Origin of the sequence: Klebsiella sp. K5-306 (genome assembly GCF_051835185.1) — a bacterium.
GTDB classification, from domain to species: Bacteria; Pseudomonadota; Gammaproteobacteria; order Enterobacterales; family Enterobacteriaceae; genus Klebsiella; species Klebsiella oxytoca.
Genome location: NZ_JAIFJY010000001.1, coordinates 712,695 through 726,123 on the forward strand (window position 1 = coordinate 712,695; position 13,429 = coordinate 726,123).

Below are 13,429 nucleotides of genomic sequence, written 5' to 3' on the forward strand. Positions count from 1 at the left end.
GGAGTCATTATGCACATCTTAACTAAGGCGGCCTGCGGGCTGCCGCTCTTGCTGTCGCTGACGTCCACCAGCGGCTGGGCGACGACGCTCTCAGAGGCCCTGTCGGCGGCGGAAAGCTACTCTGCCGAGCTACGATCATCAGGTTAACGCTTTGAAGAATATGGCGGATTCCGCCATGGAGCTTCCCGATCCGAAGCTTAAGTTTGGTCTTGAAAACGTCCCGTTGGGGGGAAGTAACGCCAGCCGCCTGACCCGCGAGGGCATGACCATGCAGCGGATTGGCGTAATGCAGGACTACGTCAGCAGCACCAAGCGCGAGCGCAAAGCCGACTCGATAACCGCCGACGCGCGACGAACCGCCGCCAACGCCGATGTTATCCGCGCCAGGCTACAGCGGGAAACCGCTCAGGCATGGCTGGCGCTGGCGGTAGCGCAGAAGTCGCTGCGCTCGGTACAGGCGCTGATTAGCGAAACCTCCCGGCAAATTGGCGTGCATAAGGCGGCCGTCAGCAGCGCCAGCGCTACCCCCGGCAGCGTGCTCGACGTCGAACTGGCGCTCAATGCTATGAAAAATGAGCAAGATAACGCCCGGCGCGATGTGCAGATCGCTCAGGCGCGTCTGATGCAGCTAACCGGTAAGGATATCCGCGTTATTTCCGGCCCGCTGCCGCGCATTGAGCGCCTGCCTGCCGATGAAGCGACCTTAATCGAGGGGATAAAACTACATCCAGAAGTGATTCAGGCCGCGCGTGAGGCTGATCTGGCTAAAGCAAAATCCGGGCAGTCGGAAGTGGCGGCGATCCCCGACGTAGGCGTTGAGGTCTATTACGCCAGACGCGGAGATGACTATGACGACATGGTCGGCGTTATGTTTACCGTCGATTTGCCGGTTTTTCAGGGTAAACGTCAGGATAAAGACCACGCTGCGGATGTCTCCCGAACCTATGAAGCCAACGATCGGTTGACCTTATTGATGCGCGAGCATCAGGCGCAGCAGTATCAGCTGATCGCGCAGTATAACGCCGCGAAAGCCATTTACGATCGCCAGCAAAGCGAGGTACTGCCGCTGCTGCGCAAGAAGGTGAGTCTCGTCAATGCCCAGTATCGGGGCGGCAGCTCCGCGCTGCCTGAACTGCTCGCCGCCCGTCGCGACCTGCTGAACGGGGAAATCGCCAGCAACAACGCCGAGAAAGCGCTCGCTGACGCGTGGGCCGCCGTTCGCTACCTTATTCCACAGGATGTTAAATAATGAAGCTGAAAACTGCTTTTACCCTTGTGGCGCTGGCCGTCGCTCTTGCCGCCGCGGGCGGATACTGGCTGGGATCGCGGAACGCCTCGACTGTCACTCCGGGCGGAACCGAAACGGCTGCGGGACGCAAAGTGCTCTACTGGTACGACCCGATGGCCCCCGGTACCCGTTTTGATAAACCGGGCAAATCGCCGTTTATGGATATGGACCTGGTTCCGCGTTATGCCGATGAAGAGGCTGACGATGATGCGGGAGGGGTGAAGATTAGCACCCGCCAGCAGCAAAATCTTGGCGTACGCACGGCGAGCGTTTCCCGTCAGCCACTGGCGCCGGAGCTTAACGCTTTTGCTACCGTCGCCGTGGACGAACGCGGCGTCGAGACGGTGCCGGCGCTGGCCAACGGCTTGATTGAGAAACTCTACGTTAACGCCTCTCAGCAGTTTGTGAAAAAGAACGAGGCGCTGGCCGAACTGTGGATCCCGCAGTGGGCGGCGGCGCAGCAGGAGTATCTGGCGGTGAGGCGGCTGGGCGACAGCGGGCTGACCGCCGCCGCTCGCGATCGTCTGCAGCTGCAGTTTATGCCGGAAGCGATTATCCGCAGCGTTGAGCGCAGCGGGAAACCGCAAACCCGGATGACGGTACGCGCGCCGCACGATGGTTATGTCAGCAAGCTGGATGTGCGCACCGGCGCGCAGGTCACCCCAGCCCAGCCGCTGTTCGAGCTGGCCCGCCTCGACCCGGTATGGGTCGTGATTGATTATCCGCAAAGCCAGGCCAGCCTGCTGCGCGTGGGTAGCCGGGTGACGGCGACCACCGGCAGTTGGCCCGGGAGCGTTTTTCAGGGCTCCGTGCGCGAGCTACTTCCCGATCTGGAAGCGACCACCCGCACGTTAAAGGCCCGGGTAGTTTTGAACAATCCGCAGCATCAGCTCAAACCCGGTATGTACCTGAACGTTCAGCTGGCCGAGGCGCATCAGGCGCGCGCCGTTCTGACCATCCCTGAAGAGGCATTGATTGCCACGGGTAGCAGCAATCGGGTGTTAATTGCCGATGGCGAGGGGCATTTCCGTCCGGTCGAAGCGATCGTCGGGCGCACGCAAAATGGTCTGGTCGAGATAAAATCCGGCCTCAAAGAGGGCCAGAAGGTGGTCACCTCCGGACAGTTCCTGATTGACTCCGAAGCGAGCCTGCGCAGCGCGCTGCCGCAAATGGCCGGGGAGGATCCGCAGGAAAAAAGCTATACCACGCAGGGGGTCATCAAAGCTGTAACCGATGGGGCGGTGACCATCGCTCACCAGCCGGTGCCGGCGCTGAAGTGGCCGGCGATGATCATGGATTTTGCCATTACGCCGCAGCAGCAGGGACAGATGCGCCCCGGCGAGTCGGTTATGTTTAGCTTCGTCCTGACCGACGATGGAGCGCGAGTCACCTCGATGATGCCGATGAACGGCGCTAAGGAGCAGCCATGATTGCCGCCGTTATCCGCTGGTCGTTACGCAACCGTCTGCTGGTACTGCTGGCGTCGCTGATTATGGCCGCCTGGGGCGTCTGGTCGATACAGCAGGCGCCGCTGGATGCGCTACCGGATCTCTCCGATACCCAGGTGATTATTCGCGTAAGCTATCCGGGAAAAGCGCCGCAAATTGTCGAAGATCAGGTGACCTATCCGCTGACAACCACCATGCTGTCGGTGCCGGGGGCGAAAACCGTGCGCGGTTTTTCCATGTTCGGCGATGCTTACGTTTACGTACTGTTTGATGATGGCACCGATCCGTACTGGGCGCGCTCCCGCGTGCTGGAGTACCTGAGCCAGATCCAGAGCAGCCTGCCGCCGGAAGCGAAAGCTTCGCTGGGGCCGGATGCTACCGGCGTTGGCTGGGTGTTTGAATATGTGCTTACCGATAAAAGCGGTCAGCATAGCCTCGGGGATTTGCGAGCGATTCAGGACTGGATCCTGAAATATGAACTGAAAACCGTGCCGGACGTATCGGAGGTCGCCAGCGTCGGCGGAATGGTCAAAGAGTATCAGGTGATCCTTAATCCTGACCGCCTGCGGGCCCTGAACGTTACCCACGAACAGGTTATCAGCGCGATTCAGAGCGCCAACCAGGAGGGCGGCGGCTCGGTACTGGAACTGGGTGAAGCTGAATATATGGTGCGCACCACCGGCTATCTGAAGTCCATCGACGACTTTAAGCAGGTCGTTATCGCTGCGCGTGACGGCGTGCCGTTGCTGCTGTCCGACGTTGCCAGCGTGCGCCGGGGGCCGGCGATCCGGCGCGGCGTCGCCGAGCTCAACGGTGAAGGCGAAGTGGCCGGGGGAATCATCATTATGCGTTCGGGCAAAAATGCCCTGACCACCATTAATGCGGTGAAGGCGAAACTGGCTGAGGTGCAAAAAAGCCTGCCCGCAGGGGTAGAAATAGTGCCGGTTTATGACCGTTCGCAGCTGATTAAAAATTCAGTCGAAACCCTGACCCACAAGCTTATCGAAGAGTTTATCGTTGTGGCGGTGGTCTGCTCGCTGTTTCTGTTCCATTTCCGCAGCGCGCTGGTGGCAATGATCACGCTGCCGCTGGGGATCCTCGGCGCATTTATCGTGATGCACTATCAGGGCGTCAGCGCCAATATGATGTCGCTTGGCGGAATTGCGATCGCCATCGGAGCCATGGTCGATGCGGCAATCGTAATGATTGAAAATATGCATAAGGTGCTGGAGCAGTGGCGGTATGAGCATCCTGAGCGCCAGCCGTCTTCCGCCGACTACTGGCAAATTGCCCTACATGCGGCATCGGAGGTGGGGCCCGCGCTGTTTTGCAGCCTGCTGATCATTACCCTGTCGTTTATTCCGGTATTCACCCTCGAGGCGCAGGAGGGCAAGATGTTCTCGCCGTTGGCTTTCACCAAAACCTGGTCGATGGCGGTGGCCGCCGGGCTTGGGATCACCCTGGTTCCGGTGCTGATGGGCTACTTTATTCGCGGCAAAATCCCTGATGAGGCCGCTAATCCGCTCAACCGCTGGCTGATACGCGCCTATGAGCCGCTGCTGGATAAGGTCTTGCAGTGGCCGAAGGCAACGCTGGCGGCGGCGGGCCTGCTGCTGGTCGCCACGCTATGGCCGCTGGCGCAGCTCGGCAGCGAATTCCTGCCGCAAATCGACGAGGGCGACCTGCTGTATATGCCATCCACGCTGCCGGGGATCTCCAGCCGCGAAGCCGCCCGCCTGCTGCAGCAGACCGACCGTCTGATCAAGACGATTCCTGAAGTACAAAGCGTGTTCGGCAAGGCCGGTCGGGCGGAGAGCGCCACCGATCCGGCGCCGCTGACCATGCTGGAAACCACCATTCAGTTCAAGCCGAAAAGCGAATGGCGGCCCGGTATGACCATGGATAAGCTGATCGGCGAACTGGACAGTGCGGTAAAAGTGCCGGGCATCGCCAACGTCTGGGTACCGCCGATTCGCAATCGCCTGGATATGCTGGCGACCGGCATTAAAAGCCCGGTCGGCATCAAAGTGAACGGCAACAATCTGGCGGAGATCGAAAAAACCGCTGAGGAGATTGAGCGCATCGTGCGTCATGTCCCGGGGGTGACCTCGGCGCTGGCGGAGCGCCTTGACGGTGGTCGCTATATCGATATCGCTATCGATCGTCTGAAAGCCGCCCGCTACGGCGTGTCGGTGAAGGAGCTGCAATCGGTCGTCGCCAGCGTGGTGGGCGGCGATAACATTGGCGAGACTATCGAGGGGCGTGAACGCTATCCGATAAACGTGCGCTATCCGCGCGAAATGCGCGACTCGCTGCAGAAGCTGCGCGATCTGCCGGTGGTAACCAGCAGCGGGGCGCAGGTGACGCTCGCCGAGCTGGCGGATATTGCTATCACCGATGGCCCGCCGATGCTAAAAAGCGAAAACGCCCGTCTGTCGGACTGGATCTACGTCGATATTCGCGGGCGCGATCTGAAATCCGCGGTTGATGAAATGCAGCGCGAGGTCAGCAAACAGGTCAGGCTGCCGGATGGCATCTCGCTGACGTGGTCCGGGCAGTACGAGTATCTGGAACGCGCTACCGCGAAGCTCAAAATCGTACTGCCGTTTACTCTGATGATTATCTTTATCCTGCTTTACGTCACCTTCGGTCGCGTTAAAGATGCGCTGTTGATTATGGGCACCTTGCCGTTTTCGCTGATCGGCGGCGTCTGGTTGCTCTGGCTGCTGGGCTATAACCTGTCGGTGGCTGCCGCCGTTGGCTTTATTGCGCTTGCCGGCGTGGCCGCGGAGTTCGGGGTAATTATGGTGCTCTATTTAAACCAGGCGCTCGCGAAGCGGCGCGGTGAGCTTAATGACCGGACGCTCAACGAAGCGATACACGAAGGAGCCGTGCTGCGCGTGCGCCCGAAAGTAATGACCGTCGCGACGATTATGGCCGGGCTGCTGCCGATTATGTGGGGTGGCGGTACAGGTTCAGAAGTGATGCAGCGTATTGCCGCGCCGATGATCGGCGGGATGATCACCGCGCCGCTGCTGTCGATGCTGGTGATCCCGGCGGTCTATCTTCTGACGCACCGCAACAAACCCTAAAGTGCAACGCCCGGGCCAGGCGGCTCGGGCGTGAATCAGTCGGCGTTTTTGAGATCGGACGCGCGTTTGGCGGTGGCGTAGACAAAGTCCAGCATCGGCTCGAGGTCGGTATCGTAGCCGGCCTGAATGATTTTGCCCCGCAGCCATTCGATCTCACTGGTAATATCCGGGTGAAAGATATTGTTGTCCTGCGCTTTGCGTAGCCACTTGAGCAGGAAATTATTTTTCCCGCGGATACCGCCCGATTTCTTCGATTTTGCGTGTATTTTCAGCGCCACCAGAATGCAGTAATAGAAATGAACGCGCTGATTAAAACTTTGGTGCATGTCTTTTATTCCCGCCAGAATCAGGTTGCGGCCGGGCATGGACCTTAAACATGCGGTCTCTGATATTCACCCGTGCCACCATCGCGCCGCTTGCCAGGCGCCGGGGCGATGGTGGCACGGAAGCCGAATTGCAGTCAAATATTGATTATTTTTTTACCCATATTTGCGTCAGGGGTCGCGCGAAGAGTATTCCTCAGGTTCGCGGCAGAGCAGCGCGTTGTAGCAGGTAAATGCGCAAAACCAGGATAAATGCCAGCGCGACCACCGCTGCGGCCAACAAATAAATAGTCTCCAGCTCGTAGTAGCCTGCCACCCAGCCGGCTAGCGGTCCGGTTAATCCCAGCGCCAGATCGAGAAAAGCCGAATAGGTGCCCAGCGCGGTGCCCTGATTCTGCTCTTCAACCTGTTTTACCGCTTCCACCCCAAGCGCCGGGAAGATCAGCGAAAAGCCCGAGCCGGTGAGAAAGGCGCCAATACCCGCTATCCATGCCGAGGAGGCATACCAGATGATCAGCAGGCCGAGACATTCGATCGCAAAACAGATTAACGATACCGGCACGCCGCCGTAGCGGGTAATGGTGTTACCTAAAATCAGGCGAATGCAGATAAAACCGATGCTGAATAGCGACAGGGTAAACGCCGCGCCTTGCCAGCCATGAGCCGAAAAGTAGAGGGTAATAAAGGTCGCGATAACCCCAAAACCGACGGTACCCAGCGCCAGCCCCATCCCATAGGGCCAGATTTTGCGTACCACCACGTGAAACGGTGCCCGGATTCCCGCCGTCACGCTGACGTCCTGGCGCGTACGGGCATAGAGCAGGCCAACCGCCGCAGCCAGCACCACGACGGCGGCAAATCCGCTGATGCCAAAATAGCCGTTGAGCATGACGCCCAGCGGGGCGCCAACCGCCATCGCCACGTAGGTTGCCACGCCGTTCCAGGAGATCACGCGCGACGTGTGGATCGCGCCCACGGTTTTGATCCCCCACAGGGTCGCGCCGGTGGCAGTGAAGCTTTCCCCGACGCCGAGGAAAATTCGCCCCACCAACAGCGCGGCAACCGCCAGCGGCGGCGCAGATTGCAGCAAGACCGCGAGCAGGGTGAAGAGCCCGCTGAGCAGACAGCAAATAATCCCCAGGCTGACGACTTTTTTCGGCCCCCAGATATCGGTATAGCGGCCCGCATGCGGGCGGCTGAGCAAGGTTGAAATGTACTGGAGGCTGATAACCACGCCGGCGATAAAGGTGCTATAGCCAAGCTGATAATGGATATAGCCGGGCAGCACGGCGAGCGGCAAACCGATGGAGAGATAGCAGATACAGGTAAAGACAACGATAGAAATAATACGCAGATTAAGCTGGGTGGTGCTGACGGATGTGGCCATAACGCTAAGTACTGGAAACCAAAGGGAGACTAAGCATAGCGCAGCGTCGTCGGGCGCGACGAGCAGACCATGCGCTTTTTCAATGATTCAGGCAAACTCACTAAAAATAGTAATGAGAGAAGAGCAATCTGGGCAAGTCGTGCGCAGCAGAGTATAAAATTTGTTAACGCATCATGGATATTGACAGGAGAGGGTATGGAATACGATTTAGACGGTATGGATGTTCTTTTTGTCGCGGGCTTTGGACCGATCACCCAATCAACGCCAGCCAGCAGGGAATTTTATGTGGCGGCGCTGGGCCTGCCGCTCAAACCGATGCCCGGCAACGAAGAGTATTTGCTGACCGAACAGCATGCCCTCGATGGGGTAAAACATTTTGCGCTGTGGCCGCTGGCTCAGGCGGCGCGCTCCTGTTTTGACTCGGATCTCTGGCCGGACTATCTGCCGGTGCCGCAGGCGTGGGTGGAGTTTGAAGTGCGCGATATCGACACCGCCACCGACGCGCTGAAGGCCAGAGGCTATCGTCTGCTGGTGGATAATCGCGTGGAGCCCTGGGGACAGACCGTCACGCGGTTGCTGAGCCCGGAAGGGCTGTTGGCAGGGATTACCGTAACCCCGTGGCTGCGCGAGGGCAAAGCATGAAAGCCAAATGGAATGTATTAGCCGTCCATCAACTTCGGCGACCAGCAGGGTGATGGAATGTTGATTTATGACGTATTCGGACGCCACATTGGCGTCCAGCGTCGGGACGGGCGATGGTTACTCTTCCGCGTCGATCTCAACGAACGGAAATATTCGCCGCTGCATGGGGTTATCATCCCGGATGACCTCACGGAAGCAGAAATTCCCGGCTGGCTGGGCGATATTTTTCATGAAGCTGCAAGCCCGCGCCATCCTGACGTCCGGCTGATGGAGTAGCGGCTACCGCCAGCTTCTGTTTTGCAGCACCACCCGGTAACCGTCGCGGTCGACAAAGGTTTTGCCGTGCACATTCCAGTACGGATTAAACGCGCTGACCGGTGTAAAGCCGGCGGTCAGCATTCTCTCGCACCGTTCCTGCCATTCGGCGGTGTGTGGATAATAGAGCACCAGCAAATCTTCCTCGCTCGGGGAGGGCTTCACCGGGTGATGGTGGCAGAGGGTGAACTCAAGATGCCAGCCGAGATCGCCGCGTCCGATCATGACACCGCTGAAGCCAGCGTGATCGGCAAACTGCGCGATCTGCTCCAGCCCAAGGCCCGTGCAGTACATGCTGCTGCTCAAAGAAAGGTCGGTGACCGGCCGGGCGATGCGCATAGCGTTAAAAGTCATAAGAACCTGTATGAATAAAAGGTGGTCGGGTGACTGTATCCGTTTTTACGCCGATCGTTTGTCGTGGAGAGCTTTCTTTTGCATAAACGTCATCCCTCAGACGGCCAGCCATTTGATGGCTCTTACTGTGCCAATTAGCGATAGCCAATATAAAAAGTGTGCTAATTATTATTGTGGCTAATTAAATAATTGCGGCATTTTTTGTCCTTAACTTAAACACATCTTAAACGAGGGTCTGGCGTTTTCTAAGATTTTTCTCATGCGACGCGATATTTCGAAAGATAAGCAAGGGCGCTTTTGAAAAAAATAAAAAAAGCATATCCATGTAAATCATATGGATATATCGCTGCTGTTGCTGAATGGATCGGTTTCAGCGATCGATTTAATATTTATTGATAAGCGATAGCAATTAAATATTTTGTATTGATCGTTGGTTTCGATGTAGGTATCGTTTTGCACGTATTTCACCGGCAGTACAAATAATTAGTTAATCTCATTTGCGCTAAAAAAATTATTTACCGCGATATTTCATTAGAAGATGAAATTAAACTTTTTTTGAAATTTGTATGGCGTGTAAGTTAACACCGTACATTTACCCCGTCGGTCATGGTGAGATATATAAATATTTTATATTTCCTCGGGAGATGTCCTGAAAGTGTTGTGTGGGCTTGCTGCCCTATTAATACCCCACATTATTAATAAATGGAGTTTATTTATGAACATTAAACGCGTAATTCTTTCCGCTGCAATTTCTTCTGCATTAATGTCTGGCAGCGTTATGGCGGCTGAGACCGGTACCGTGAGTTTCAGCGGCCTGATTACCGGTGCCACCTGTGATGTCAACATCGGTGGTGCAGGCGCAAACGCGGCCGTAGTGCTGCCAACCGTCAGCGCGAATACACTTGATGGCGCGACTAAAACAAATGGTAAAACTCGTTTCAGTCTTGAATTGAGCGGTTGTACCGGTGCATTAACTCAGGCGAAAGCCTTCTTTGAAGGTGGTAATACAGTAAATAACGCGACCGGACGTCTGATAAATACAGAGACGTCCGGTGCAGAGAATGTTTCTCTACAATTACGCGATGGTCAGAACAATAGCGTTATTAATGTTGGCGATGCTGCACAATTTGATTCCGCAGCTATTGGTTATGTTGATATATCTTCCGGTACTGCTTCACTTCCGTACTATGTTGAGTATTACGCTGAAGGCGCCGTCGTAGCCGGTACTGTCGCTTCCCAGGTGACCTATAGCCTCATCTATAAGTAATGCTTCTGCGGGGAGAGAACACTTTCTCTTCCCAATTAATTTCTGGAGACATCACATGGATGTAAGGAAAACTATTTTCTTGCCTGCTGCGCTGAGTTGTCTGATGAGTGCGCTGTGTACTTTTCCGGTTCAGGCTGGCGTGGTAATTAATGGTACACGGGTTATCTATCCCGGCGATGAAAAAGAAATTACCGTTCAGGTTAGTAATAATGGGCAGCGTCCGGTATTGGTGCAAAGCTGGCTGGATACCGGCGATAGTGAGGCTACACCTGATACTATCACCACCCCCTTTATTCTGACGCCGCCGATCAATCGTCTTGACTCTGGCAAGGCCCAGGCCTTGCGCATTAGCAGCCTGACAACCTCAGCGCTGCCGCAGGATCGTGAATCCTTGTACTGGCTCAACGTGCTGGAAATCCCCGGGCGCCCCGGTAGCGAGATCAAAAATGAAAACTATCTGCAGCTGGCGGTGCGTTCACGAATTAAATTCTTCTGGCGTCCCGCTTCGCTGAAAGAGGGCGCAGCGAGAGCGCCGCAGGCGCTGAGCTGGGCCGCCACGGAACAGGGGCTGAAAGCCATCAATCCAACGCCCTATTTTATTTCCCTCGCCACCCTCACCGTGGCAGGAAAAACTGCGGATGTGGATATGGTGGACCCGTTCAGCGATCGTATTTTTCCCCACGTGAAGGCCTCACGAGGAAGCCAGGTACAGGCTGAATGGATTGATGATTACGGCGCCATTCGTTCGCAGAATTTTACCGTTAAGTAGTCCACTCGCTATCTGTCTGTCCTGGAGAAGTCATCATGCAGGGAATCGCACTCCCCGGTAAAGCGGCGCTGCTGTCCGTTTCCGTATTATCTGCCCTTGCGCTAAACGTCAGGGCTAAAGAAAACGCTGAGATTCATTTTGATCCTTCATTCCTGAGACTGGGCACCGGTCCAGCGCCGGATTTATCGCGTTTTAGCCATGGCGCGAGCCTGTCTGAGGGAACGCATCGGCTGCGGATATGGTTTAACGAAAAGCCGGTAGTGAATCAGGATGTCCGTTACGTCGCAGAAGGACATGGTACCACGCCCTGCCTGACGCCTGAGCTGATTACGCAGCTTCCGCTTCGCCACGAGATGCTGCCCGATAGCGCCTGGGACAGCGGTGCTGATGTCTGTACAGACCTGACGGCGCTGATTCCTGGGGCGACGGTGATGAGTGACAGTAATGCGCAAACGCTCAATATTCAGGTGCCGCAGGTCTGGGAACAGCGCAGCGCGCGCGACGCGGTACCGCCCGCATTGTGGGATAGCGGTATTCCCGCCGCGCTATTGGGCTACAACCTTAGCGCATATAGCAGTGAGAACAACGGCTATAACCATGACAGCCTTTATGCCAGTCTCAACGGCGGCATCAATATTGGTAGCTGGTACCTGCGCCATAACGGCAACTGGAGCCGGGATAATCACGCTGGCGGCCATTATCAAACACAGAATACCTATATTCAGCGGGATCTCCCTGCTTTAAAGGGCCGGATTTCTGTCGGCCAGATCAACACCTCGGGGCAGCTTTTTGACACGCTGCCTCTAAGCGGACTAAAGCTGGAGAGCGATGAGCGCATGGAGCCGCTCTCCCGTCGCGGCTACGCGCCGGAAATTCGGGGCATTGCCCGTACGAGCGCTCGGATTGCTGTCCGCCAAAGCGGTAACCTGATTTATGAAACAACCGTCAGTCCGGGGGCGTTTGTCATTGATGATCTTTATCCTACCGGCTATGGCGGGGATCTTGACGTCACCGTTTACGAAGCCGACGGCAGCGAACAGCATTTTCAGGTGCCATTTGCTTCCGTTACGCAGCTATTACGTCCGGGCCAGTCCCGTTATGAACTCTCAATAGGTGAACTGAACTATCGTTCGTTGCCCGCCGACCCTTCACTCTGGCAGATGACCTGGCAGCAGGGCGTGACCAACTGGCTAACGGTTTACGGCGGAATGCAGGCCAGCGAGCGTTACCGGGCGGGTCAGGGCGGTATCGGCATTGCGACCCCCTTAGGTGCAGTGAGCGCCGATGCCACCCTCGCTCGTACGGAATTGGGTAAGCGGGGCCAGGATGACGAAATACGCAGTGGCGAGAGCTACCGGCTCAGCTATAGCAAAAATATCACCGAAACGGCCAGTCATTTTTCCCTGGCCGCCTACCGTTTTTCGACCAGCGGATATATGGACTATTTGACCGCCATGCAGACGCGTGAAGCGATTACCCTGGGGAACCATGCCGATAGTATACGGCGTAATAAAAGCCGCTATACGCTTACGGCAAGCCAGGGATTGCCGGGTGGGTGGGGGCAGTTTTACCTGAGTTCATCGGTGCAGAACTACTGGAACGCCAAAGATGTAGACAAGCAGTATCAGTTTGGCTACAGCAACAATTATGGCCGATTCAGCTACGGGGTTAACGCCGGACGCAGCTGGAGCGCCTACGGACGTTCCCAGGACACGCTTTCCGTGAATCTCAGTTTCACGCCAGGCAGTAGCCGACAGGCCGTAACGGGGCGCCTTAGCTATGACCATACTCGTCACGGTGAGCAGAGTCTGCGAACCGGTATAAATGGCTCTTTGGGCGAAGATAGCCGCTTCAGCTACGGCCTGTCTGGCACGACGAGCAGTCAGGGTAACGGCAGCAGCGCGGCGGCGAGCGCGCAGTACCTGGCGAATTTCGCTTCGCTAAATGCGGCGTTCGGCAGCGGTCGACATTACCGCAGCGTTTCGGGCGGCGTAAGCGGGACCGTGATAGGCCACAGCGGCGGTCTGACGCTGAGCCCCTTTCAGGGAGACACCTTCGCGCTGGTAGAGGCTAAAGGCGCTGAGGGCGCTGGCGTCAATGGCTATAGCGGTATCCAGGTTGACAAACGGGGCTATGCAGCGGTGCCGTATCTCAGTCCGTATCAGTTGAACGATATCCATCTTGACCCGAAAGGAACAACTCGGGGCGTAGAGCTGGATAACACATCGCAAAGAGTTGCCCCGCGTGATGGCGCGGTAGTGAAGATCAGCTATCAGGCCCGTCAGGGATATCCGCTATTAATTACCGTGACAGGTGCCGCCCATCCACTGCCTTTCGGAACGGAAGTTCATGACGCTTCGGGACGTACGGTGGGTTATGTAGGTCAGGGCGGGCAAATCTACGCGCGGGTCGAGCAGGTCCGCGGGGTGTTAACGGTTCGTGCTGGCGAACAATCTTGCCGCCTGGCTTATGTTCTGAGCAACGGACAAGCGGAGACACTGGAACAGCTCTCTCTACGTTGTGAATAACCTAAAGGGAATAAGT

10 protein-coding genes and 1 pseudogene are annotated in these 13,429 nt (G+C 56.6%); 8 read left to right on the plus strand and 3 right to left on the minus strand.

Annotated features, from left to right (window positions below; translation table 11 throughout):
- The first annotated feature begins 9 nt into the window (after positions 1–9).
- The 3 genes and pseudogenes from K2184_RS03450 (at position 10) to K2184_RS03460 (ending at position 5,828) form a co-directional block, all read left to right on the plus strand.
- A pseudogene (locus K2184_RS03450) lies at positions 10–1,249 on the plus strand (TolC family protein).
- Positions 1,249–2,718: an efflux RND transporter periplasmic adaptor subunit gene (locus K2184_RS03455; RefSeq protein ID WP_049128601.1), complete on the plus strand. Its 1,470-nt coding sequence runs from the start codon at positions 1,249–1,251 to the stop codon at positions 2,716–2,718. The pseudogene K2184_RS03450 and the gene K2184_RS03455 overlap by 1 nt, the downstream one beginning before the upstream one ends.
- Positions 2,715–5,828, plus strand: a complete 3,114-nt coding sequence (locus tag K2184_RS03460; protein ID WP_163525244.1) for an efflux RND transporter permease subunit — start codon at positions 2,715–2,717, stop codon at positions 5,826–5,828. The genes K2184_RS03455 and K2184_RS03460 overlap by 4 nt, the downstream gene beginning before the upstream one ends.
- Before the next feature lie 35 nt (positions 5,829–5,863).
- On the opposite strand, the gene K2184_RS03465 is transcribed toward K2184_RS03460, so the two are convergent.
- Both K2184_RS03465 and K2184_RS03470 read right to left on the minus strand, forming a co-directional pair.
- On the minus strand, positions 5,864–6,154 hold the full coding sequence (locus K2184_RS03465) for a hypothetical protein (protein ID WP_026055937.1): 291 nt from the start codon (positions 6,152–6,154) through the stop codon (positions 5,864–5,866).
- A 193-nt stretch (positions 6,155–6,347) separates the two neighbouring features.
- Positions 6,348–7,538 carry an MFS transporter gene (locus K2184_RS03470; RefSeq protein WP_016807413.1) on the minus strand — a complete coding sequence of 397 codons (1,191 nt, stop codon included), beginning with the start codon at positions 7,536–7,538 and terminating at the stop codon, positions 6,348–6,350.
- A gap of 195 nt (positions 7,539–7,733) precedes the next feature.
- On the opposite strand from K2184_RS03470, the gene K2184_RS03475 reads away from it, so the two are divergent.
- The gene (locus tag K2184_RS03475; RefSeq protein ID WP_004102284.1) at positions 7,734–8,180 is read left to right on the plus strand and encodes a glyoxalase/bleomycin resistance/dioxygenase family protein; all 447 of its coding nucleotides are present in this window, start codon (positions 7,734–7,736) and stop codon (positions 8,178–8,180) included.
- A 57-nt stretch (positions 8,181–8,237) separates the two neighbouring features.
- Positions 8,238–8,456: a DUF7661 family protein gene (locus K2184_RS03480; RefSeq protein ID WP_004113236.1), complete on the plus strand. Its 219-nt coding sequence runs from the start codon at positions 8,238–8,240 to the stop codon at positions 8,454–8,456.
- Between the two features lie 3 nt (positions 8,457–8,459).
- Here K2184_RS03480 and K2184_RS03485 read toward each other — a convergent pair whose 3' ends face one another.
- Positions 8,460–8,849, minus strand: coding sequence for a VOC family protein (locus K2184_RS03485; protein WP_004102281.1), 390 nt, complete (start codon positions 8,847–8,849; stop codon positions 8,460–8,462).
- 715 nt (positions 8,850–9,564) lie between these two features.
- Between K2184_RS03485 and K2184_RS03490 the strand changes: the two genes are divergently transcribed.
- From K2184_RS03490 to K2184_RS03500, 3 genes are read left to right on the plus strand one after another with little or no spacing between them, the layout of a single operon-like run.
- Positions 9,565–10,116 (plus strand): fimbrial protein, encoded by a 552-nt coding sequence (locus K2184_RS03490; RefSeq protein WP_004102280.1) that lies wholly within the window; start codon positions 9,565–9,567, stop codon positions 10,114–10,116.
- 55 nt (positions 10,117–10,171) lie between these two features.
- Positions 10,172–10,885, plus strand: a complete 714-nt coding sequence (locus tag K2184_RS03495; RefSeq protein ID WP_004102279.1) for a fimbrial biogenesis chaperone — start codon at positions 10,172–10,174, stop codon at positions 10,883–10,885.
- Between the two features lie 35 nt (positions 10,886–10,920).
- Entirely contained in the window at positions 10,921–13,413 is a 2,493-nt protein-coding gene (locus K2184_RS03500) for a fimbria/pilus outer membrane usher protein (protein ID WP_163525246.1), read from the plus strand.
- Positions 13,414–13,429 lie beyond the last annotated feature (16 nt).

Bases quoted from the DNA above. Each gene is read 5' to 3' on its own strand.
- K2184_RS03455 (WP_049128601.1), top strand. From the start codon at position 1,249: ATGAAGCTGAAAACTGCTTTTACCCTTGTGGCGCTGGCCGTCGCTCTT.
- K2184_RS03460 (WP_163525244.1), top strand. From the start codon at position 2,715: ATGATTGCCGCCGTTATCCGCTGGTCGTTACGCAACCGTCTGCTGGTA.
- K2184_RS03465 (WP_026055937.1), bottom strand. From the start codon at position 6,154: ATGCACCAAAGTTTTAATCAGCGCGTTCATTTCTATTACTGCATTCTG.
- K2184_RS03470 (WP_016807413.1), bottom strand. From the start codon at position 7,538: ATGGCCACATCCGTCAGCACCACCCAGCTTAATCTGCGTATTATTTCT.
- K2184_RS03475 (WP_004102284.1), top strand. From the start codon at position 7,734: ATGGAATACGATTTAGACGGTATGGATGTTCTTTTTGTCGCGGGCTTT.
- K2184_RS03480 (WP_004113236.1), top strand. From the start codon at position 8,238: ATGTTGATTTATGACGTATTCGGACGCCACATTGGCGTCCAGCGTCGG.
- K2184_RS03485 (WP_004102281.1), bottom strand. From the start codon at position 8,849: ATGACTTTTAACGCTATGCGCATCGCCCGGCCGGTCACCGACCTTTCT.
- K2184_RS03490 (WP_004102280.1), top strand. From the start codon at position 9,565: ATGAACATTAAACGCGTAATTCTTTCCGCTGCAATTTCTTCTGCATTA.
- K2184_RS03495 (WP_004102279.1), top strand. From the start codon at position 10,172: ATGGATGTAAGGAAAACTATTTTCTTGCCTGCTGCGCTGAGTTGTCTG.
- K2184_RS03500 (WP_163525246.1), top strand. From the start codon at position 10,921: ATGCAGGGAATCGCACTCCCCGGTAAAGCGGCGCTGCTGTCCGTTTCC.